Origin of the sequence: Marivita sp. (assembly GCF_020055635.1) — a bacterium.
GTDB lineage: Bacteria > Pseudomonadota > Alphaproteobacteria > Rhodobacterales > Rhodobacteraceae > Marivita.
Genome location: NZ_JAIPUT010000005.1, coordinates 92703 through 114618 on the forward strand (window position 1 = coordinate 92703; position 21916 = coordinate 114618).

Annotated in this window: 22 protein-coding genes and 1 riboswitch; of the genes, 12 read left to right on the forward strand and 10 right to left on the reverse strand. The window is 61.6% G+C overall.

The genetic code is table 11. The features are described 5' to 3' along the window. Positions 1 to 5: 5 nt before the first annotated feature. The 4 genes from LCF60_RS04355 to LCF60_RS04370 all read right to left on the reverse strand — a co-directional run bounded on the left by LCF60_RS04355 (position 6) and on the right by LCF60_RS04370 (position 6556). Entirely contained in the window at positions 6 to 308 is a 303-nt protein-coding gene (locus LCF60_RS04355; protein ID WP_292289907.1) for a hypothetical protein, read from the reverse strand. A 98-nt stretch (positions 309 to 406) separates the two neighbouring features. Beyond that, positions 407 to 600, reverse strand: a riboswitch (cobalamin riboswitch). Between the two features lie 244 nt (positions 601 to 844). Further along, positions 845 to 4456, reverse strand: coding sequence for a DUF4214 domain-containing protein (locus LCF60_RS04360; RefSeq protein WP_292289908.1), 3612 nt, complete (start codon positions 4454 to 4456; stop codon positions 845 to 847). A gap of 241 nt (positions 4457 to 4697) precedes the next feature. Continuing rightward, on the reverse strand, positions 4698 to 5066 hold the full coding sequence (locus LCF60_RS04365; protein ID WP_292289909.1) for a hypothetical protein: 369 nt from the start codon (positions 5064 to 5066) through the stop codon (positions 4698 to 4700). Further along, positions 5063 to 6556: a UbiA family prenyltransferase gene (locus tag LCF60_RS04370; protein WP_292289910.1), complete on the reverse strand. Its 1494-nt coding sequence runs from the start codon at positions 6554 to 6556 to the stop codon at positions 5063 to 5065. Before LCF60_RS04370 ends, LCF60_RS04365 begins: the two co-directional genes overlap by 4 nt. Positions 6557 to 6732: 176 nt before the next feature. Between LCF60_RS04370 and LCF60_RS04375 the strand changes: the two genes are divergently transcribed. Further along, positions 6733 to 8400 (forward strand): glycosyltransferase family 39 protein, encoded by a 1668-nt coding sequence (locus LCF60_RS04375; RefSeq protein ID WP_292289911.1) that lies wholly within the window; start codon positions 6733 to 6735, stop codon positions 8398 to 8400. A gap of 12 nt (positions 8401 to 8412) precedes the next feature. Here the strand turns inward: LCF60_RS04375 and irrA are convergent, their stop codons facing one another. Beyond that, positions 8413 to 8829 (reverse strand): iron response transcriptional regulator IrrA, encoded by a 417-nt coding sequence (gene irrA / locus LCF60_RS04380; RefSeq protein ID WP_292289912.1) that lies wholly within the window; start codon positions 8827 to 8829, stop codon positions 8413 to 8415. A 172-nt stretch (positions 8830 to 9001) separates the two neighbouring features. Here irrA and fabA point away from each other — a divergent pair, with 172 nt between their 5' ends. After that, positions 9002 to 9511, forward strand: a complete 510-nt coding sequence (gene fabA, locus LCF60_RS04385) for a bifunctional 3-hydroxydecanoyl-ACP dehydratase/trans-2-decenoyl-ACP isomerase (protein WP_292289913.1) — start codon at positions 9002 to 9004, stop codon at positions 9509 to 9511. 100 nt (positions 9512 to 9611) lie between these two features. Here fabA and LCF60_RS04390 read toward each other — a convergent pair whose 3' ends face one another. The 3 genes from LCF60_RS04390 to LCF60_RS04400 are packed head-to-tail and all read right to left on the reverse strand — an operon-like array spanning position 9612 to position 10971. Then, positions 9612 to 10145, reverse strand: a complete 534-nt coding sequence (locus LCF60_RS04390) for a LuxR C-terminal-related transcriptional regulator (protein ID WP_292289914.1) — start codon at positions 10143 to 10145, stop codon at positions 9612 to 9614. Further along, positions 10142 to 10714: a cytochrome b/b6 domain-containing protein gene (locus LCF60_RS04395; RefSeq protein WP_292289915.1), complete on the reverse strand. Its 573-nt coding sequence runs from the start codon at positions 10712 to 10714 to the stop codon at positions 10142 to 10144. Before LCF60_RS04395 ends, LCF60_RS04390 begins: the two co-directional genes overlap by 4 nt. After that, positions 10714 to 10971, reverse strand: coding sequence for a PepSY domain-containing protein (locus tag LCF60_RS04400; protein ID WP_292289917.1), 258 nt, complete (start codon positions 10969 to 10971; stop codon positions 10714 to 10716). The genes LCF60_RS04395 and LCF60_RS04400 overlap by 1 nt, the downstream gene beginning before the upstream one ends. A gap of 392 nt (positions 10972 to 11363) precedes the next feature. Between LCF60_RS04400 and LCF60_RS04405 the strand changes: the two genes are divergently transcribed. Next, positions 11364 to 12593 carry a beta-ketoacyl synthase N-terminal-like domain-containing protein gene (locus LCF60_RS04405; RefSeq protein WP_292289918.1) on the forward strand — a complete coding sequence of 410 codons (1230 nt, stop codon included), beginning with the start codon at positions 11364 to 11366 and terminating at the stop codon, positions 12591 to 12593. Positions 12594 to 12595: 2 nt separating this feature from the next. Then, positions 12596 to 13387: an enoyl-ACP reductase gene (locus tag LCF60_RS04410; RefSeq protein ID WP_292289919.1), complete on the forward strand. Its 792-nt coding sequence runs from the start codon at positions 12596 to 12598 to the stop codon at positions 13385 to 13387. Positions 13388 to 13459: 72 nt separating this feature from the next. Here LCF60_RS04410 and LCF60_RS04415 read toward each other — a convergent pair whose 3' ends face one another. Then, a complete protein-coding gene (locus LCF60_RS04415; protein ID WP_292289920.1) occupies positions 13460 to 13909 on the reverse strand; it encodes a hypothetical protein in 450 nt (149 codons plus the stop codon). Between the two features lie 238 nt (positions 13910 to 14147). Here LCF60_RS04415 and LCF60_RS04420 point away from each other — a divergent pair, with 238 nt between their 5' ends. Both LCF60_RS04420 and LCF60_RS04425 read left to right on the forward strand, forming a co-directional pair. Then, complete coding sequence (locus LCF60_RS04420) at positions 14148 to 14822, forward strand: flavodoxin reductase (protein ID WP_292289921.1); 675 nt, start codon at positions 14148 to 14150, stop codon at positions 14820 to 14822. Positions 14823 to 14968: 146 nt separating this feature from the next. Then, the gene (locus tag LCF60_RS04425) at positions 14969 to 15991 is read left to right on the forward strand and encodes a PAS domain-containing protein (RefSeq protein WP_292289922.1); all 1023 of its coding nucleotides are present in this window, start codon (positions 14969 to 14971) and stop codon (positions 15989 to 15991) included. Between the two features lie 47 nt (positions 15992 to 16038). On the opposite strand, the gene LCF60_RS04430 is transcribed toward LCF60_RS04425, so the two are convergent. Then, positions 16039 to 16905: a hypothetical protein gene (locus LCF60_RS04430; RefSeq protein WP_292289923.1), complete on the reverse strand. Its 867-nt coding sequence runs from the start codon at positions 16903 to 16905 to the stop codon at positions 16039 to 16041. A gap of 113 nt (positions 16906 to 17018) precedes the next feature. Between LCF60_RS04430 and miaB the strand changes: the two genes are divergently transcribed. The 6 genes from miaB (at position 17019) to LCF60_RS04460 (ending at position 21914) form a co-directional block, all read left to right on the forward strand. After that, positions 17019 to 18341 carry a tRNA (N6-isopentenyl adenosine(37)-C2)-methylthiotransferase MiaB gene (miaB, locus tag LCF60_RS04435; protein ID WP_292289925.1) on the forward strand — a complete coding sequence of 441 codons (1323 nt, stop codon included), beginning with the start codon at positions 17019 to 17021 and terminating at the stop codon, positions 18339 to 18341. Positions 18342 to 18474: 133 nt separating this feature from the next. Continuing rightward, positions 18475 to 19005 carry an OmpA family protein gene (locus LCF60_RS04440; RefSeq protein WP_363318381.1) on the forward strand — a complete coding sequence of 177 codons (531 nt, stop codon included), beginning with the start codon at positions 18475 to 18477 and terminating at the stop codon, positions 19003 to 19005. A 10-nt stretch (positions 19006 to 19015) separates the two neighbouring features. Next, complete coding sequence (locus tag LCF60_RS04445; protein WP_292289927.1) at positions 19016 to 19321, forward strand: hypothetical protein; 306 nt, start codon at positions 19016 to 19018, stop codon at positions 19319 to 19321. A gap of 76 nt (positions 19322 to 19397) precedes the next feature. Next, positions 19398 to 20375 (forward strand): PhoH family protein, encoded by a 978-nt coding sequence (locus tag LCF60_RS04450; RefSeq protein ID WP_292289928.1) that lies wholly within the window; start codon positions 19398 to 19400, stop codon positions 20373 to 20375. Positions 20376 to 20433: 58 nt separating this feature from the next. Beyond that, positions 20434 to 20943 carry an rRNA maturation RNase YbeY gene (gene ybeY / locus LCF60_RS04455; RefSeq protein WP_292289930.1) on the forward strand — a complete coding sequence of 170 codons (510 nt, stop codon included), beginning with the start codon at positions 20434 to 20436 and terminating at the stop codon, positions 20941 to 20943. Between the two features lie 35 nt (positions 20944 to 20978). After that, positions 20979 to 21914 carry a hemolysin family protein gene (locus LCF60_RS04460; RefSeq protein WP_292289931.1) on the forward strand — a complete coding sequence of 312 codons (936 nt, stop codon included), beginning with the start codon at positions 20979 to 20981 and terminating at the stop codon, positions 21912 to 21914. The last annotated feature ends 2 nt before the right edge of the window (positions 21915 to 21916 follow it).

A 21916-nucleotide genomic window follows, 5' to 3' on the forward strand; every position in this document is an offset into this window, starting at 1 on the left:
TCCGTTCAAAGCGACAGCCGACGTTCCCGCGCACCGCCGCGACGGCGCGGCTTTGGCAGCGCAAGGTCGAGCGGCTGCAAGGGGGTTTCAATCGACCGGTTCAGCAGGTCGCAGAACTCCGCAACCGCGGGATCGGTGTCCCGGAACGGGGCGGCCGACAGATAGGCGCGCGAGGCTTCGGTAAGATAACAGGCATTCGCGGGCAACCCGCCAAGCCATTGCATGTAGCCCAGCTGACCAATCTCGCGCGCCCGTTCGGGCGTTGACGGGTTGACCTGCAACTGGGTCAGGGTTCGTTCGATCGACATACAGCGCCCTCCGCGCAGGGACGGTGTGTCGGAAGGTACGAATAATGCCCGACGCGGGAAGCGCCGTGCAGATCGACCCTCCGGTGCACCCCGCCCGGGTTCAGTTCTCTTGCGATGGCAGGTCTCCTGACTCGCGGGTCATCATGTCGATCGCACCTTCCCAGGCGGTGAGCCCAGTGGTCTTGCGCGAAGCACTTGCCGCTTACAGTTGCGGGGGCAGTCACGGATTTTCACCGTATTCCCTAATCGGCCGACGCGGTTGGCGCCGACCACCATCACCACGATATTCCCAGAAGTCGCGATTCCAATCAATGTGGATTGTGAAGATGCGTCGAATTTGACCCGCCTTCAGGGCAAGCAGGGAATTGTTAAGACCTTGGTGCAAAGTTGGGCCGAAATGGGGCCAACCGCCCCAATCCGCATTTGAAAAGGACGGCCCGAACATGCCAGCGACCCTGACAATCGTGCAGCTGTTCCTGTACCTGGTCCGTCGCATCAGGGCCGCCCGCAACATGCGGGCAGCCCGGTGTCTCGGCTCAGACCGCGAAAAGATCGTCGGCGACCCCGACAAGCTGCATCAGGAACCCGTCCGATGTCCCGTCAAGGATGTCGGAATAGACCGCATCGCTCTGGTTCAGCCCTGCCTGCAAGCTGGCATCGGAACCGTCGAAGCCTTGCATGATGGCATTGGCCATCTCGATATCCGACATGCCCCGCGTCACCGCGAAATGCCCGCCCAGCAGAACCTTGTTGGCAAGATAGGCCGCATCCGCCGCTCCGCCGGTTTCCGCCTTGGCACCGCCCAGGATGGCCTGGATGAAGTTCGCGGGCGTCACACCCGCTTCATCCTCAAGCTGGTCAAGCCAATACGCCATGCCCTGCGGGTCAGGATCGCGGCCAAGCACGTTTTCATAGACCGTCGTGACAAAGGACGACAGGTCATCAAGGTTCCCGTAAAGCGCGCGCGTTTCCGGCTGGTCGAAGAAACGCGTTGCGATCTCTTCAAGACGCATCCCGTTCGCCATCTGGTCGCCCCAGAAGAACAGCCCGACAGCATCCGGTGCGCGGTTGAAATAGGCGATGTAAAGCTCGGTCAGGGCCGCCATGGACGCACCGTCCAGGCCCGCCATCCCATCGAACATGTCGATCGAAACACCGTCATTTCCGAACGGTGCAACGCCGGTGTCGAACTCGATCCACTCGATATTGCGCGCGGTCAGAGCGGAGCCGCCGTCCTCTCGGTTCTCGATCACGATGTCGTTCCCCGAGAAGCGCAGCGAATAGGCGGACTGGTTTCCGTCCAACACCAGACTGTCCGTACCGGCGCCTCCGTCGAACAGCGTGGCGCTGCCGTCTGCGATGATCCGGTCGTCGCCGTCGGTGTTGTCCCGCTCCGGGTCGGGCGTTTGCCCAAGTCCTGCATCCGATTGATCGGTGAACGGGTTGACGATCGGAGTGGGCAGGTCGTCGTCCAGCCTTTCTGCCAGCCACTCGGCAATCGCCCCGAAATTCTGCGCCACGGCGGGATGAATGCTGCCCGGAAGCGCCATGTCATCTGGCGGTGCCGATCCGAACACGGTCGTGTAATGCACCATCGAGGCCAGCAGGTAGAGCGTCGGCGTGCCATGCGGACCGTCATCGACATAAAGGTCGGCCGGCCGCAATGCCCCCAGACCAAGGTCGGGGTCGCCAAGCATCGCCGAGATATCCGGCCCGACGCTGATCAGACGGACTTCCAGATCCGGGCGGGCATCTCGGATGATATCGGTCAGCGACACCCACCAGTCGTGCCAGTCTCCGTTCATGTAGGTTTGCCATGCCGCGAATTCGGCGTCCGAGGGAGGGAAGGACGAGATGAAACCCTCCATTTCCGGCCAGGTTTCGTAGATGTTGATTGCAGCCCCGGGAGCCCGGTCTTCAGCCCATTCGATGATCCGGAGCGCCGATGTTGCGGGCGAGGTGCTGGGGTCGATCCAGTAGGGGCTGTCGGGTGACTGATCCTGGACGAAATTCACCGCCGAGATCGTGATCTGGTTGAAACCGGCATCTGCAAAGCTGTCTCCGGTGTCACGATCCCACGCCTCGGATACCGTGGGAAGGCCGATATGCGGATCAGGTGGAAGATCATCATGCCTCGTCAGCATCCCGGTCTGCATGCCCACGGCATACGACTGCCCGTTGGCATCGGCGAACTGGTTCACCCAATGCGCCACGGAAAGTTCCGGATTTCCAACGGCCCAGACATACAGGCTGTTGCCAAAGACATATTCGCGCACGTCATCCGTCGGAGTGATCGGGTTGTAAGTCGGCTCGGATTCGGGGTCCGGGTCCGGCCGCGGATCTGGTCGTGGATCTGGTTGCTGATCGGGCTCAGGCTCGGGATCGGGCTCTCGTTCCGGATCGGGTCTTTCGGAGGGGTCTGGCAATTGGTCGAAATCCCAGGGGGTCGAAGCCCATGTTCCATCCTTCATGTGCCCGGGTGCGGGGTGGCTGTCCATGAACGCGACCACCGCGTCATGGCGCGGGGTCGAATCCTCCAGATGCCGCATCGAGCCCCAACTGCCCCATTTGCTCGGTTCCGAGACGTCGACAAACGCGTTGAACAGGGTCCCGCCTGCCGCCTCCCACCCTTCCAGAAGCTCTGTGTAGAGCTGACCCATTCCTTCGGAATAGTTCAGATGCGTGAAGAATTCGGTCAGCCTGTCATTGTCGACCCATTGACCGATCCCGACCACATGCGTGCCGCCTTCATACATCACGAGGTCGAGCCCATGCGCATCGGCCACGCCCTTGTGATAGCGAAACAGTTCGAACAGGCCCTGAAGCGAATCCTCGGCGTCACCGGTCACCGATCCGTCGCGCAATTCCCGCACGGCCAGCGCTTCTGCCAGATCGAAACGGTGCTCTGCAACATAGGCGTTTGCCGCCGCACCGGAGAGGCCCTGTGCGCTGGCGTCCTGCCGCGCCTGTGCCTCGCTTTGGGAAATCCAGTCCAAGACGGTGCCGGCCTTGGCATCCGTGCCCAGACTGTTGCCGAAATACCCCGTGATCGCGTAGGTGTCGAAGGACAGGTACGGGGCTGCGTTTGCCTGACCTTGTGCCTGCCAGTTCGGGGCGTTCAGAACGGAATTTTCCAGCCCCGGCCAATACGTGTGGGTCGAGATCACCTTGACCAGCTGATCCTCGGACCCGGCGTAAACCTGATCCAGGATGCGTGCCATTTCTGCGGATCGCGCACCATATTCCTGCACCCACCCATCGCCCAGATCCTGTCCGAACCGCTCTTGTGCGGCCTGGGCCGCATCCTGTGCCTGCTCGAACATCCAGTTCCAGACTTCGTTCGAAAGTTCGATATGCGCCCGCAGATCGGGGTTCAGGTTGTCGCGCACATAGGTGGCGAATTCGCGGATATAGGTCGCATCCGCATGCCAGGGAATGTTGAACCAGGGTTCGGTCCCGGTGGCATTGGCCAGCGCGACCATGATTTCGACCGGGACGCCGCCGTGGTAGGTGTAGTCACCGGCCTGCGGCCGCTCCGACCAGTTCCGGATCGTGGAATCGTTGGTTGCCTGCCAATCCATGAATCGCAGCGAATGCGCATCGCCGATGATGTCGAGCCAGAGCGGATTGAAGAGCTGACCCGCCTCATGCGCCGGAATGTGTTCCTGCTTTACGACCTCGATGTTGCGCAGATAGTTTCCGGTGTTCTGCGGATCGGTCGAACTGATCGAGATCGTGACCATCCCATCGCCGGTCGGGCGATGGTCGAACCAGATCTCGCCATCTGTCCGTGAAACGATTTCGGCACCGTACACGGTGATGTCGCCGTCGCCGTCAAAGCTCAGCCGGTAGAGACCGCTGGTATATTGCGCCTCGGCCGGCATCTCGGTCAGGATGAAGGTCTGGATCTGCTCGACCCCCTCGGGGAATTCGGTGATCCAGCCGTTGTCGTCAAGCACGCCCAACGCGCCGAGGTCGTCTGCCGAGTAGGCGCCCCACTGACTGTCCGTGTGGGCATGCCACGGCCGGGCCGTCTTGAAAACATCAAGGAAAGGTTGTTGTACGCTCCAGTCGACGACACCCCGCAATCCAAATGCCATCGCCGCCGCAGAAGTCTGCGTTCCGAACACGTCGGTCAAGGGTTCCATGCCCCACTCCACTCATCCAAAGCCCCCGGAAAGAGCGTTGGGCGGTGAAATGTGAAGGCGGACTTAAAGTTCCGATTTGTCGCAAACTGTCCCGGGGCCCGATCGCACTCACGCCGTGCAGACCGGCAATGCCGTGCTCAGGACTTTCCTCTTGAAACAACGGGTTGAACGACCAGCAGGCGAAGTTCCGCCAAAACGGAGCGCGCCCCGTCCCGCCGATGCGGAGTGCGTAGAATTTTAGTCAACCGCCCCGTGCCATGATCAGGAGCCCGACCACGATCAAGACCAGACCGATCACCCGGCTGGGCTGAAACGGCTCGCCAAGCAAGAGCATGCCCGATCCTGCGACCATCACGAAGCTCATCGCGACGAAAGGGTAGGCGAGGGAGAGATCGAGCTGCCGCAATGCGAACAGCCAGAACACCGTCCCGACGCCGTACAGCGCAAGACCCAGCATGACCATCGGCGAAAAAACCATGGCCGCCGTCTTGATCCAGACGCTTGCGTCAGGGGACGCCGTGGATTGACCGACACCCACCTTGAACGCGGTCTGCCCAAGAGCGGACAGCGAGACGCTTGTGAAGATCAGCGCGAATGCGCCCCATGTCATGATGCGACCCAGGAGATGTCGACACTGCGGGATGTGATGATGATCAGCAGGATGGTCGCCACGCAAACCCGGCTGATGTTGTCCCTGAGTGCGAAGACGACGGGGTCGTCGCCGATCTTGCCGCGGCTGGCCCAGGTCCAGCTGCGATAGATCCAGAACATCATGACCGGAACGATCAGCCAGAGCATGAACGGCGTGGCGTAGTAGGCATAGACCGATGTCGAGTTCACGTATTGCGCCAGCGTCAGGATGGAAAGGGCACCGTTCGCGATGCCGAAGGTCAGGACCAGTTGCAGTTCCGAGGCGTAGTAGTTTCGCGAAGGCAGCCTGACGTCTTCGACTTCCGTGCTGCTGATCCCGTCAAGTTCGATATACCGCTTCATGTAGGCAAGGCTGAGGAAGAAAAAGAGCGAAAAGCTGAGCAGCCACGGGCTTGGCGCCAGCAAGGTCGCGGCCGACCCCGCGAGGATGCGCACGGTATAGAGTAGCGAAAGCGCAACCACGTCGATGGTCGAAAAGCGTTTGAGCAAGAACGTGTATGCCGAGGTCAGGATGGCATAGCCGGTGATCACGACGCCGAAGAGCACGTTCACCAGGATAAACGCCCCGAACACCGCGCTGGCCAACAGAACCACTGCGGCCATCAAACCGTGCCTGATCGACAGGTGCCCGGCGGCGAAGGGGCGTTTGTGTTTCGTGGCGTGGCGGCGGTCTGACTGGATGTCGGCGATATCATTGATCAGGTAGACGCCGGACGCGCAGAGGCTGAAACAGACAAAGGCCAGAATGCCGGCCACAAGCACGTCGAAATGCATGTATTCATGGGCAAAAAGGATAGGGACGAAGACAAGAACGTTCTTCGCCCATTGATGCGGGCGCATGGCCTTGATCAGGGCTGCGGCGGTTGTCATCTCCTTGTCGAGCTGGAAGCTCACGCTGTCTGCGGAACGCTCCATTTCGCGTCTTGCGGCGGGGCTTGGGCTGACAAAGCCGGACTTTTCCGCAACCCGCCAGACGGGAATGTCGGCATCACTGTCGCCGAGGTATTCGAACGGCCCCTGCGCCATCTCGCGGATCGCTTCCAGCTTGGCCGCTCCCTTGAGGTTTCGGCCCGGCACGGTTCCGATCACGTCGTCGAAGAGGCCAAGATGCGCGGCCACTTGGCGCGCGATCGTGATGTCTGTCGCGGTCGCCAAGACGATGCGCCGACCCGAATTGCGCGCGACCCGCAGGTAGTCAAGGACCTCTTCACGGTATGGAAGCGTCGCGACATCCGGAGCGGCGTTTTCGGCAAGCGACCTCTTGAGCCCGGACAGCCCCCCCGAGACATAGCCGAGAACCGCATCCCGAAACACCTGCGGGTCGCGCGTGGCCTGGGCCAGCGATTCTTGCGCGATGTCGCCTGCAATCAGGGTTCCATCAAGATCGACGAACAGATCGAGCGTGTCGCTTTGGATGGAATTGGAAACGATCTCTGGCATAGTTGTCATTGTACTCACCACGCGCAACAAAACCGCGATAAATGTCGAAAACGCCCCTTTTTTGCGACGCAATCGTTAACTTCTTGTCACTGATGTCCTCTTTACGCAGCTTCAACATCAGGAGTGGACAAGCGATAATGGTTAAATCCGGCCAAAAAGCGACAAATTTCGCAATTTGCTTTGGCGTGTTCGTGGCAGCCGTCCTGTTTCGGGCGGTCGGGGCGGATTTCGGCTTTTTCAACGGCGATGAGCGGGTGAACGATGCGGCCCGGTTTCTGGCGGGTGAACTGATCCCGACCCAGCACTTCTATCCCCCCTTCTTCAACTACCTGAACGGGCTCGCCTTTGCCGGGCTGTTTGTCGTTGGCCTGTTCTCGGATCTGTGGTCCGATACCGCCGGGTTCCGCGATGTCTATTTCACGGACCCGACGCCGTTTTATCTCACCGCGCGATACGTGACGGCTGTGATCGGGGCACTTTGCGCGCCCCTGTTCTATTCTTCCGCCCGGCGCGTCGGTCTGTCACCGGTCCAGGCGCTGATGTCTGGCGGTTTTGCCGCGGTCTTCCCGATCGGTGTCTTCATGGCGCATATCGCCAAGGGTGACACCGGCTTGGCAACAGCTTGCCTTGCGGTTGTCTGGGCCTTCCTGATGCGCATCGACACGCCGCATGTGCGCCGCTGGGATATCGTCCTTGGAGTGACCGTCGCCTTGGCCTTCGGCTTCAAACAATCCGCGCTGCTGGTTCTGGGGCCCTTGGCCATGGGCATGATCTTCGTTCTGGCGCGCCGCGAAGGTCCTGCGGCGTCTCTGAAATCCTTCGGGCTGGCACTGCTCGTGCTTCTGGTCCTGTGGCCGGTCATGAATATCGGCATCCTGCTGGACATCGACGGATTTCTTGCGTTCCAGAAAATCCAGACGGTGATGTCCGTGCGCGAGGAAGACCCGTTCGGCATCGGGCTTCCGATCACCCTGGCAATCTTCGGAGATGCCGTGACCGGTCTCAATCCGGTGGTTTTCGCGATGTCCGCGGTGGTCCCGTTCTGGCTTGTCGGCACGGCCTGCAGGCTTGATCTGCGCGACGCGTTGATCGCGATCTGGATCATGAACCTCCTGTCGGTCCTCGCGATTTCCCTGACCGTCGGCACCCGACAGCCGGAGCACCTGTTTCTGCCCAACCTCTATATCCAGCTACTGCTGGCGGTTGTGGTCATGATGGACATGCTGCGGGCCTATGTCGGCATCCCGAGGGTCATCGTCGCGACCGCGGCCCTTGCAGGCTTTGCCATCATGGTCGCTGGTGCGACGAACGTGCTTCAGCAGGCCCTGGTCACCCCGAACGCGACACGCCTCGTCGCGTTTCTGGACGAGTCCTATCCCGGCGCAAGGGTCCAGACTGGGATCGCCCTGCCGGTTCCGCAGACGGTCGCGGCCCAGCAGATGGAATTCGCCCGGCTGGATCGACTTGGCGCGAAATACGGCATCGACATGCCCGAGATCGCCGAGGAACGGATCCTGACACACGACGCGGAAAACGCGATTTTCTGGGTGAACGTGCCCTTCGTGATGTCGGGGCTGGAAGGTGAAGAAGCCAAGGACGCCGATTTCCCGATGCAACCGCATACCTGGCCAATCCAGCCCGAGGAATGGACGCTCGAAACCTGGGTGAAGGACGATTTCGACGTCTTCGTCGTCAATGATTTCGATTATCTTCTGACCAACAGCCGGTCCCCCGACATCCGCCGCTTTCATGCCGAACTGCTGTCCCGATGTGACAGGGTGCGCGATTACACCGCGCGCAAGCCGCTGTTTCTGGAATTCGACCTGACGGTGTTCGACTGCTCGGCGTTGTGACGCGACCCGGTCTCAGGTGCGGCGCAGCTTGATCACCACGTTGACGCTGGAAATCTCGGCCCCGTCCGGCGGGCCGGGAATGCGCGCAATCTCGAGCTCATCCGCAGGGGCGTCGGTCAGGCGGCCTTCGTCTTCCCAGAAGAAATGCGGGTGGTCATGCGTGTTCGTGTCGAAATAGCTGCGCGCGCCATCGACGGTGACTTCCTGCATCAGCCCGGCATCGCAGAAGGCCCGCAGCGTGTTGTAGACCGTCGCAAGCGAAACCTGCTCTCCGGTGTCCTGAACTGCGGCGAACAGGCTTTCGGCGGTGACGTGGCGGTTCTTGCCGTCTCCGACCAGAAGAGACGCCAGCGCCACGCGCTGCCGCGTCGGGCGCACGCCGCCTTTTGAAAGCCATTCAGTTCCGCGCTCGATTGCTGGTGAAGACATACCGATCCCATTGCGTTGCTGAGGTAATATATAGGGCGCGACGGGGCATTTGTTCAATTAATTTTCCTGTCGCACCTTGTCTCAGGTCCGCGATGCGGCGGGCTTGCACGGGCGCGGGACCCGGTGATAGAGGGTTCTGGATGTCGCCAACCTACCGGGAGCCTTGTCGAACATGACCGATTTTCCAACCAGCTTCGACCGCGATGACCTTCTGAAATGCGCGCGGGGAGAACTGTTCGGGCCGGGCAACGCGCAGCTTCCCGAACCTCCGATGCTGATGATGGACCGGATCACCGACATTTCCGGCGACGGCGGGGCCCATGGCAAGGGCCATGTCGTGGCCGAGTTCGACATCACGCCGGACCTGTGGTTCTTCGAATGTCACTTTCCGGGCAATCCGATCATGCCGGGCTGTCTTGGCCTTGACGGTCTGTGGCAGCTGACCGGCTTCAACCTCGGCTGGCGCGGCTGGCAGGGGCGCGGTTATGCCCTGGGCGTGGGCGAAGTGAAGCTGACGGGCATGGTGCGCCCCGATCGCAAGATGCTGACCTACTACGTCGATTTCACCAAGGCCGTTCAGACCCGTCGCCTGACCATGGGTGTCGCCGACGGACGGGTCGAGGCGGATGGCGAAACCATCTATCTTGTCAAGGACATGAAGGTCGCCCTGTCGGAAAGCTGATGGCGCGGACCCGTGTCGTGTCGGTGTCTCTGGAGAAGGTTCGGGAAAACAGTGGCACCGAGGCCCCCAAGAAGAGGTGGCGTGAGGGAAAGCATTTGCCTCAGGAGACCGCCGGTTTCGGGATGTCTCCGTCATCGGCAAGAAGTTCCTCCAGAAAGATGCTGATCAGTTGCGCGCGCCCGTCGACGCCGGCCTTGGCATAGATGGAAGACGCCTGCGCCCGTACCGTGCCTTTTGCGGTCCCGCGCAGGGTCGCGATGCTTTCGTTGTCGAATCCCTTGAGCAGCAGCAGCGCGACGTCGCGTTCGGCGGCGCTCAGGTTCCAGCTGTCGAAAAAGGCTTCGATCACAGTGACCATGTCTCCGCGCGCCGCGCGCAAGCCGGTCTCGATGTCGCGCATCCGGCTGATGATCTGGCGCAGTTCCCGCATCAGGATCACCACACCGGCGACCAATGCGGCAGCGGCCATCGTTTCGACGAGAAGGTGGATCTCAAGGATCCGCCCGGCTTCGAGATAATCCGCGATCACGTCCCCGACAAAGAACATCGCACAAAGTGCCTGCGCGAGGATGATCACGGCGAGCAGGGCTGCTCGCCGTTCCGATTTGCCGAAGAAAACGCGCTGTAATGTCATTCGGTCCGTGCCGTTTCCCGGATGGTCTTGCGTCCCGTCACCATCGCCTTGGCCAGCGGAACCTTTGTCAGCCAAGTGTCGAACACAATGCCGGCCACATGCAATGCGACAGAGGCGATCAGCCACGCGAACGCCGCTTCATGCATCTCTTCGACCCAATCGATGCCGAAAAACCGCATCGTGCCCATCATGTAGCCTGTCACACCCAGGGCGATCAGCGTCAGCCAGAGGTTGTAGACCATCAGCGCACCCAGCGGGTTGTGCGACAGGTGGATCGGTCTCTGACCTGTCAGGATCGACCGCACATGCGCAACAGCTGCGACCGGGTTCGGCGGGAAGGCCGAGAACCGAGCAGGGGGTGGGCCGACCAGCCCCCAGAGCAGGCGGATCGCGACGAGGCCCATCGCGGTGTAGCCGACCCATGCATGGAAGGTGGATTCATCTTCCGAAAAGGCGTTGATCAAGACCGTCAGGGCGACGCCCCAATGGATGAGGCGCACCAGCGGGTCCCAGACGCGGACCTCGCGGGCGCCAGAGCGCCCGCTGGTGGATGTCACTGTGCCCGCCATCACTTGATCTCGAGCTTCATGGGCTTTCCCGTCCGGGCATCGACATAGACTTCGCCCATCTGGTTGTTGCCGACGAAGTAGACTTCGATCTTGCCGTCTTCCATTTCCGATTTGCGGACTTCGTAGCCCATCTCGGCCAAGGAGGCCGTCACGGCTTCGACGGTGGTGCCAAGCACCGTATCCATCGAAAGAGTGGCGGCGAAAGCCTGCGTTGCGAACACGGCGGCGGTGAGGGAGGAGAGTATGATCTTGCGCATTGAGAGGTATCCTTTTCCAATCAGGTGTCTGCGCTCCGGTCATCCGAAGCACGGCCCTGATCTGGCGCATCGACCGCCAAGGCGATATTGGTCTCAGGCTTGTTTGGCTCGAATAAGCGCCTGCTTAGAGCGCGATTTCGCCGAAGCCACAGGCATGTGTCCCTACACGACGCGCCGGAATGCCCGGCCGGAACTCTCGAAAACTCGAAACCTCCGGCCGTTTCTGACGTTGCAGGAAATGGGGTCCGGTCCCGAAGGAAAGCCGCATTTTGCGCAACGCGGGTGGCAGGATGCGCCGAAGTGATCCGGGTGCGGGCACAGGGGCCTTGGAAACGCTTGCTCCTCTGCGCCAGCTTCCCTACACACGCTTGCAACAATTGTAAGGAGCCGTGATGCGCCGTGTTGTCGTGACAGGATTGGGAATTGTTTCGTCCATCGGGAACAATACCGAAGAAGTGGCCGCGAGCCTGAAGGCGGGCCGGTCCGGAATCACCGCAAATGCCGATATGGCAGAGCATGGCTTCCGGTCGCAGGTGGCCGGGTCGCTTGATCTGGACGTGTCCGAGCACGTGGACAAGCGCACGCTGCGCTTCATGGGGCCGGGGGCGGCCTATGCCCATATCGCGATGGGGCAGGCGATTGCCGATGCCGGGCTGACGCAGGACGATGTGGTGAACCCGATGACCGGTCTCATTGCCGGGTCGGGTGGGCCGTCGACCAGCGCGATGCTGGCCGCGCACCAGACCGTGCTCAAGACCGGCGGAACCAAGCGGATCGGGCCGTTTGCCGTGCCCAAGACGATGTCCTCGACGGTGAGCGCGAACCTTGCGACCGCCTACCAGATCAAGGGCATGAACTTTTCGATCACATCGGCCTGTTCGACGTCGCTGCACTGCATCGGCATGGCGGCGCAGCAGGTGGCTCTTGGCCTTCAGGACGTGATGTTCGCAGGTGGTGGCGAGGAACTGGACTGGACGCTGTCCTGCCTCTTCGATGCGATGGGCGCGATGTCGTCCAAGTATAACGACACACCCGAAAAGGCGTCGCGGGCCTTTGATGAAGGGCGCGACGGATTCGTGATCTCGGGCGGCGGCGCGATGGTGGTTCTCGAACCGCTGGAGCGGGCCTTGGCGCGCGGTGCCACGATCTATGCCGAAGTCACCGGGTTCTCGGCCACATCCGACGGGGCCGACATGGTCGCGCCGTCTGGCGAAGGTGGCGAACGGGCGATGCGCGGCGCATTGAGAACACTCCCGGATGGCCGCCGCGTGAGCTATATCAACGCCCATGGCACCTCGACGCCGGTGGGGGACGTGGGCGAAATCGAAGCGGTCCGCCGCGTCTTTGGCGAGGGCGACACGCCGCCTGTCAGTTCGACGAAATCCATGACCGGGCACAGCCAGGGCGCCACAGGTGCACAAGAGGCGATCTATTGCCTGCTCGCGCTGCGCGATGATTTCATCATCCCGTCGATCAACGTGGAAACGCTGGACCCGGCGCTCAAACCCGAAGAGATTGCAACCAGCCTTGTCGAAAACGCCGGGCTGGACACGGTGATGACCAATTCCTTCGGGTTTGGCGGCACCAACGGATCGATGTTGTTGTCGAAATATATGGATTGAACATGGCAGGACAATTGCAGGGCAAGCGCGGCCTCATCATGGGTGTCGCGAACGAACGCTCCATCGCGTGGGGAATTGCCAAGGCGATGGCAGAGGCCGGGGCAGAGCTTGCCTTCACGTACCAGGGCGACGCATTCGGTAAACGGCTGGAACCCCTGGCGGCCAGTGTCGGGTCGGATTTCATGGTCGATGTGGATGTCACCGACGATGCGTCACTTGATACCGCCTTCGACCAGCTGGGCGCGCGCTGGCCGACGATCGATTTCCTTGTCCACGCGATCGCCTTTTCCGACAAGTCGGAATTGCAGGGCCGCATCCTCAACACCAGCCGGGCCAACTTCAAGACGTCGCTCGATATCTCTGCCTACAGCTTCATCGACGTGGCGCGGCGCGCGCATCCCCTGATGGTCGAAAACGGCGGTACGCTGCTGACCCTGACCTATATGGGATCCACCCGAGTGACGCCGAATTACAACGTGATGGGGGTGGCAAAAGCCGCGCTCGAAGCTTCGGTGCGCTACCTTGCCAACGACCTGGGGCCCGAGGCCATCCGCGTGAACGCCATCAGCCCCGGACCGATGAAAACCCTGGCCGGTGCGGCTATCGGCGGCGCGCGGAAGACCTACAAGCACACCGACCAGAACGCCCCCTTGCGGTCGAACGCGTCACTTGAGGCAGTGGGCGGCACCGCCGTCTATCTTGCCTCTGATGCGGGCGCGTGCACCACCGGCGAGATCATCCGCGTCGATGGCGGGTTCCACGTTCTGGGCATGCCGCAATACGAGCATCTGTAACCGCTTGGCGGCGCAACCACGCGCACGACCCGGATAGGTGAGGCCGGGATCGCACGTCAGGATTTTTCGCGATCAGGCGTTTCGATTGTAGTTCTTGTTCTTCCCGTCGAACCACGTGAATGAATACGAGTCGTTCCCGGCGCCATCCCCGCCACTGTGGCCGCCAACGCCGAAGATCCGCAGGTCGTCGCCCTGCCAGTCGAAAAAGACCGTCCGGTTGGCCGCCTTTTGCGTCTGGTGGTAAATCTGGCAGCCATGCACCGTTTCAGGACGATCACCATGTGGGCCCTGGGCCAAAATGGCGAAGAAGCGGTCGGCATACTCGTCACACTCGGCCTTGAACTTCGGATGCGGAGTCGTTGTCCCTTCTGGGCAGATCAACACGATCTTGGCATTCGGCCTGGCGCTTTTCGCCGCCGCCTCCGCTGCCGCCGTGGCATTTTCGCGACTGACATGCTGCGCCTTGGTGATCTTCTTGATGGGCTGCGTATTTGCGCAAAGTGCACAGATATCGCCCGTCAACGCATAGGCGCCGCATCCTTCGACCAGACATTGTCCCATCTGTTTCTCTCCAGTTGAAATTGATTTGCAGAAAACCTCTGTGGAAGACCTTGACGCTACGTCAAAAGACGATTCCGGGCAAGGAACTCGCTGGACCGATGCCCTTGCACCTTTGCTCCGCGATCCGTCCGATCCCTCCGGCACCGGCGGAACCCTGCCATCCGGCACACGTTGACCGGCCGAGGGAGACATCTGTCGAATGACGTACACACTGACATTGCAAAGCATCGAACCCGTAACCCACGACACGCATCACCTGGTTTTCAACAAGCCGTCCGGATACACCTACGAACCCGGTCAGGCGTGCGAATTCGCCTTGGCGCGAAAGGGATGGGAGGACGAACAGCGCCCATTCACCTTTACCGGGCTGCCCACCGATCCGACCCTCGAATTCGTCATCAAGTCCTATCCCGACCATCATGGCGTGACCGATCAGATCGCGGATTTGCAGCTGACCGACCAGGTGGAAATCGGTGAGGCCTGGGGCGCCATCGAAGACAGGGGACCGGGCATCTTCATCGCGGGCGGCGCCGGCGTCACGCCGTTCATCGCCATCCTGAAGCGCCGCTTGCAGACGCATGGATCCCTGGGCGGTTCTCAGCTGGTGTTTTCCAACAAGACCGAACAGGACATCATCCTGCGCGACACCTTCACGTCGATGCCGGGGCTGACCTGCCATTTCTTGGTCACGGATGATCCCGAAAGCGAATTTGCCCATGCCCGGATCGACAAGGATTACCTCAAGGAAATCGTCGCCGGCACCAAGGGCCCGATCTACATCTGCGGACCGAAGCCGATGGTGAAGGATATCCAGAGCGCCTTGATTTCTCTGGGGATCGAGGACAAGCGCCTGGTCACCGAGGATCTTGGCTGAAGCGGGACGCTGACGCTTCGTCAGGCTGCGCAACGTTGCGCTTATATGCTTGGAAACCGCCGCTTTTAGGTTGAAAAAATTTATTTTTGCGACAATTCATCTGTGCGTGGTGGGCGGGAGCCCCGTGGCAGACAGATGGCTTGTTGATGGACAGAGACGTTTCATTTCATCCCGGGGATATCAGCGATCAGGACGCGACCGCGATCTTCAGTGCCTCGAAGGTTGCAATGGTCCTGACCAATCCGCGCCTGCCCGACAACCCGATCGTCTACGTCAACCGCGCCTTCCAGAACCTGACCGGTTACACGTCGGATATGGCACTTGGCCGCAATTGCCGCTTCCTGCAATGCGACCAGACATCCGAGGCCAAGGTCGCCGATCTGCGCAACGCGGTTGCGCAGGGCGAAGAACATTCGACCGTCCTTCTGAACGCGCGCGCCAACGGCGAACAGTATCTCAACGCGCTTCTGATCGCGCCGATCCATGACGACGAAGGAGATCTCGTCTATTTCGTCGGCCTGCAGAGCGAAGTCGCCCAGGATCATCAGGCCGAACGGCTTGAGCAGTTCGAGACCGTGATGGCGGAAATTCAGCACAGGGTCAAAAACCACCTGTCGATGATCCTCGGTCTGATCCGCATGAAGGCCCGCCGAAGCGACGATCCGAACGAATTCAAGGATCTGTCACGTCGTGTCGAAAGCCTTCAATTGCTCTACGAGGAAATGTCCGGAGCCACGCTCGAGCGCAATGACGGCAAGATCAAGCTGGGCGCCTATCTTGGCCGCGTCGCCAATGCGATTGCGTATCTGGATTCGCGGCCGGGTGTCCGCATGAACATCTATGTCGAACCGCTCATGGTGGACACGGAAACCGCCGTGCGGATAGGTCTGATCCTGTCCGAGGTTCTGACCAATGCGATGCAGCATGCCTTCCGCGAGCAGAAATCCGGGCTGGTCGAATTGCGGGTCTCACGCACCGACAATGGCGGCATGCGCGCCATCGTCAGCGATGACGGGGTCGGCATTCCCGAAGACGTCACCTGGCCAAATTCCGAAAGCCTGGGCGGCCGGATCGTTCAGGGCCTGTGCGAGGGCCTGCAAGCCAGCCTCCAGGTCACACGCGGCGCAGTCGGAACCATCGTCATGATGGACGTGCCGATGGCCGAGTGACCGGCACCTGCCCGCAGCTCAGCGCGCGCGCTCCGGGGCCTCTTCCACTAGAACCACTGGCCCGGTTCCATCAAGCCAAGATCCAGCAACTGGCGCGAATGCCATTCGAAAGCCACCGAATTGTGCCAGCGGAAGGTTTCGATCTCGAAGGCCGAGCCGGGATTGCGCTTGAGCGCCTTTGCGGTGCGGAACGACACGATGGACGCCGTCAGGTTATGGTGCCACGGGCAGGCATATGTGTTGAATTCTTCATCGTTGAACGTGTGATCCGAACGCAGTTTCAAACCGGGAGCCGCGCGGAACAGGGCAATGCGGTCGATCTTGCGGCGTTCCGGCGGCACGTGTTCCTCGTAGCGCCAGCGCAGCCCACCGAAGAAATCAAGCTGCCGTTCCTTGGGATGGTTGGTCGTCGGATCGGGCCGGCCAAGCGCGTAATAGCCCGACCGGTCGAGATACGCCTCCTCGAGGCAGACCGCATCGGGATAGGTGTCGAGATCGCTGGCATAGAGGTCCACCGCGTAACACAGCATCGCGTCTCGGCGCTCCTCGGTGTGGAACGCAAGCAGTTCCCCGATCGTGCGCGTCTCGCAGAACGGAAAGAACAGGTATTCGGCGTTGTAGCAGACATACATCCAGACGCCCGGCGCCTTGGCGATCACGGCGTTGACGATCTCTTCGCGGTTTCCATCTCGCGCGATATGCGCATCCACGCGCAGCACGCAGTCCTCGACATCCGGGGCCAGATCGAATTCCGGCGCCATGAAGACGATCACCGACGTGAAGCCAAGCTGCAGGTTGTGCCGCAGGGTCGAGTCGATTTCGACCGCGTCTTCTGCGAAGACAAGCGCAACCGGCCCCTTGGCGACAGCGTCGGGGGCTCTGGAAAGAAGATCGTTGATGCCTGCATAGCGCATGAGCGGACCTCTGCGGGATTTCACACCAGAATCGATGAAAAAAGCGTGCATTGCAAGACAGGGGTGACATGCGCTATCGCCACGCCCTGAACCCCGCCCCGGAGGATTGGCCCATGTCCGAACCGAAGAAGCTCTATATCAAGACCTATGGCTGTCAGATGAACGTCTATGACAGCGAACGCATGGCCGAGGCGCTGGGCGGGCAGGGCTATGTCGAAACGCAGTCTCCGGACGATGCCGACATGATCCTGCTCAACACCTGCCACATCCGCGAAAAGGCCGCCGAAAAGGTTTATTCCGAACTTGGCCGCTACAAGGGGCTCAAGGCCGAAAGGCCCGACCTCAAGATCGGTGTCGCGGGCTGCGTTGCGCAGGCCGAGGGGCAGGAGATCATGCGCCGTCAGCCGATGGTCGATCTCGTGGTCGGCCCGCAAAGCTATCACCGCCTGCCCGAGCTTGAGGCCAGGACGCGCAAGGGCGAAAAGGCGCTCGATACGGATTTTCCCGAAGAGGACAAGTTCGAGGTTCTCAAGAACCGCCCCAAGGCGAAACGCGGCCCCACCGCGTTCCTCACCGTGCAGGAAGGCTGCGACAAGTTCTGCGCCTTCTGCGTCGTGCCTTACACGCGCGGCGCCGAGGTCAGCCGTCCTGCCGACCGCATCCTTACCGAGGCGCGCGATCTGGTCGATCGTGGCGTGCGCGAGATCACGCTGCTGGGCCAGAATGTCAACGCCTATCACGGGGCCGGAGAGGGCGGTGACTGGTCGCTCGCCCGCCTGATCTGGGCGCTCAACGACATCGACGGGCTGAAGCGCATCCGCTTCACCACCAGCCATCCCAACGACATGACCGACGACCTGATCGAGGCGCATGGCACCTGCCCGAAACTGATGCCTTACCTGCATTTGCCCGTGCAATCCGGCTCGGACCGCATCCTGAAACGGATGAACCGCCAGCATACGGCGGAAAGCTACATGAAGATCATCGAGAAACTGCGCGCGGCGCGCCCCGATCTGCTGCTGTCGGGCGACTTCATCGTCGGTTTTCCCGAAGAGACTGAAGAAGATTTCCAGGCCACGCTCGATATCATCCGCGCCTCAAATTACGGCTACGCCTACAGCTTCAAGTACTCCACCCGCCCCGGCACCCCGGCAGCTGAACGCGACCAGCTTTCCGAAGACGTCAAGGATGACCGCCTGCAACGCCTGCAAGCGCTGATCACCGAACAGCAGAAGGCGGCCCAGGACGCGATGGTCGGCCAAGAGGTCGGCGTGCTGTTCGAAAAGCCGGGTCGCCTGCCGGGCCAGATGGTCGGCAAGTCCGATCACCTGCACGCGGTCCACGTGCAGGCCGACGGGGTGAAGGCCGGTGATCTGCGCCGGGTGCGGATCGTCGCTTCGGGGCGTAACTCGCTTGGTGGAGAATTGGTCGTCTGACACAGCAGATGTGCTTTTACCGCGACATGTTGCGGTTGGCTCTTCCCTGAACCGCAGTCTCTGGTAGTATTCTCTTGAATCAGCCCCACCAACCATGGTGGTGACGGGCATCGTGGTAACGAGGGATATGGCAATGAAGACGCGGATCTCTGCCTGGATCATAGGGTTCGCCCTGGCGGCGCCACAGATTGCCGTGGCCCAGCAAGGCGAACAGTATATTCCGGGCATCTGGATCGATCCGGACGGGTGCGAACACTGGGTCATGGATGACGGTGTCGAAGGCTACATGAGTCCGCATCTGCGCCGCGACGGCACACCGGTCTGCCATCAGATCAGCCGTTGTGCCGTGGTCCCCACCGACACGATGTTCGCCACCGGCAGCGCGCGGATCTCGTCCGCCGGCGCCGCCGGGCTGCAAAGCTTCTTTGCCTCGCATCCGGCCAATGGCTTCGTCATCGAGGGCCACACCGATTCCCGCGCCTCCGAACGGTCGAACCTCGCGCTGAGCGAACGGCGCGCCGACGCGGTGGCGCGGATCGCCCGGCAGGTCGGGGCGCGGGTCTACGCGATCCGGGGCTTCGGCGAAAGCCGCCCGCTGGCGGACAACACGACGGCGGGCGGCATGGCCAAGAACCGTCGGGTCGAAATCCTGTGCATGCGGTGAGGGGCAAATGATGCGACGCAAAATTTCTGTGCTGGGCCTGATTGCCGCAATGACCCTGTCGGCCTGTGCCGTGGGGCCCGACAAGACCCGGGATCGCGGCTTCGACAGCAAATCCCTGAGCGAGTTGCAGGCGGGCATCTGGATCGACCCGAACGGCTGCGACCACTGGATCATCGACGACGGCGTCGAAGGCTACCTGTCCCAGCGCCTCGACCGCAGCGGCAAGCCGGTGTGCTCGGGTACGCCGCAGCGGGGCAGTTCAACACTTGGTGATTTCAAGGGCAGCAGCACGGGTTTGCTCGGGGATCCGCTTTGATTTTCGCGGGGCACCGCTTGCACTGGGCTGTGGAACTTGCCACCTTCAACCAGCGACCCATGCACCGGAGACCCGCGTGACCACAGACACCTTGTCAGAAGCGCTTGTTGAATTCCCCGATAACCGTTTGCTCATCGACCTTTGCGGCGAATACGACCGCAACCTGACCGAGATCGAAACCCGTCTCGGGGTGCAGATCCTGCGCCGCGGGAATCAGTTGGCGATCCACGGCGAACCCGACGCGCAGGCGGATGCACGCGATGTGCTGATGGCGCTCTACCAGCGGCTCGAACAGGGACGCAGCGTCAATCCCGGCGATATCGACCGCGAATTCCGCATGGCCCCCGAAGACGCCGGCCCGGACAAGCAGATCGAGATGTTCGAGGGTGGCCCGGTCGAGATCAAGACCCGCAAGAAGCTGGTGGAGCCGCGCACCGACGCGCAAAAGGCCTATGTCCGGTCGCTGTTCGAGAACGAACTGGCCTTCGGCATCGGCCCGGCAGGCACCGGCAAGACCTATCTTGCGGTGGCCGTCGGCGTGAACATGTTCATCACCGGCCAGGTCGACAAGATCATCCTGTCGCGCCCCGCCGTCGAGGCGGGCGAAAAGCTGGGCTACCTGCCCGGTGACATGAAGGACAAGGTCGACCCCTACATGCAGCCGCTCTACGACGCGCTGAACGATTTCCTGCCGGGCAAGCAGCTGGCCAAGATGATCGAGGAAAAGACCGTCGAAATCGCGCCGCTTGCCTTCATGCGCGGTCGGACGCTCTCCAACGCCTTCGTGGTTCTGGACGAGGCGCAGAACGCCACGTCGATGCAGATGAAGATGTTCCTCACCCGTCTCGGCGAAGGTTCGCGCATGGTCATCACCGGCGACCGCACCCAGGTCGACCTGCCGCGCGGCGTGGCGTCAGGCCTGTCCGACGCGGAACGCCTGCTGAAAACCATTCCGAAGATCAGCTTCAACTACTTCACGTCCAGGGATGTCGTGCGCCACCCGCTTGTGGCCGCGATCATCAACGCCTACGAGAAGGACGCGGAAACGCCCTGATCTTCATCTTGCCCGATAAACTCCGGGGGTTTGGGGGCTGGCCCCCAATGGACAACCAGTGACCAACTTGACCGACATCGTGTTTGAAGACCCGCGCTGGCAACCGGCGGGGCTGGCGGATATCGCCGAACGCGCATCGGCCAACACTCTGGAATACCTGCACCTTTCCCCGGATGGCTACGAGATCGCCATTCTCGGCTGCGACGATGCCCGCATTGCCGGGCTGAACGCGGAATTTCGCGACAAGGCCGGCCCCACCAATGTGCTGAGCTGGCCCGCCCATGAACTCGCCGCCGACAAGGAGGGCGACACGCCCCACGCGCCGCCGCCGCCCGATCCGCTGATGGGCGAGGCACTGGGCGATATCGCCATTGCCTATGACACCTGCCTGCGCGAAGCCGACGCGTCCGGCAAGCCATTTCCGGATCATGTGGCGCATCTGGTGGTTCACGGAGTGTTGCATCTTCTGGGCTATGATCACATTCGTGACCGCGATGCCACGCTGATGGAACAGTTGGAGACCCGCATACTTGGCAAAATGGGCATTGCAGACCCATATAGGGAATAGTACGGGCTTTACGGCTTTTACCGGAACAGGAAAAAATGGGCGATAACGACGACTCGTCTAACGCGGCGCAACGCGCGCGGGAGATGAATGAGAGTGATGAGGCACACGGGATCATGTCGCGTGTCCGTGATTGGTTTGGCGGTTCTTCTCAGCAGGCGCAGCAGCGCCATGCGCCAGAGGTGTCCCGGACGATGGCTCCGATCCATGGAATGATGAACTTGCGCAGGATGCGCGTCGAAGACGTGGCGGTGCCGCGTGCAGAGATCGTCGCGGTGGCCGATACGGTCACGCGCGACGAACTGGTCGAGGTGTTCCGCGACAGCGGGCTGACCCGTCTGCCTGTCTACACGGGCACGCTCGACACGCCTGTGGGCATGGCCCACCTCAAGGATTTCGCGCTCAAGCACGGTTTCAACGGCAAGGACAGCAGCTTCGACCTCAAGCAATTGCTGCGCCCCTTGCTCTTCGTGCCGCCCTCGATGCCGATCGGCGTCCTGCTGACCAAGATGCAGACCGAACGGCGGCACATGGCGCTGGTGATCGACGAATATGGCGGCGTCGACGGGCTCGTGACGATCGAGGATCTGATCGAGCAGGTCATCGGAGAGATCGAGGACGAACACGACCTTGACGAGGGCCGCAATTTCTCCCGCGAAAAGCCGGGCGTCTACATGGCCTTCGCGCGCACGCCGCTCGAGGAATTCGAGGCCGAGATCGGGCTCAACCTGACCGATCACGACGATATCGACGGCGAAGAGATCGACACGCTTGGTGGCCTGGTCTTCATGCTGGCCGGGCATGTCCCGGCGCGGGGCGAAGTGGTGCCACATCCCGAGGGTCCGGAATTCGAGGTGATCGACGCCGATCCGCGCCGCGTCAAGCGCATGCGGGTGCGGCTGAACGCGACCCCGGGCGAGGCGTCGTCCCGCACGCGACCCGTCGTCGAAACCGCCGCCGCGACCTCTGCCTGACA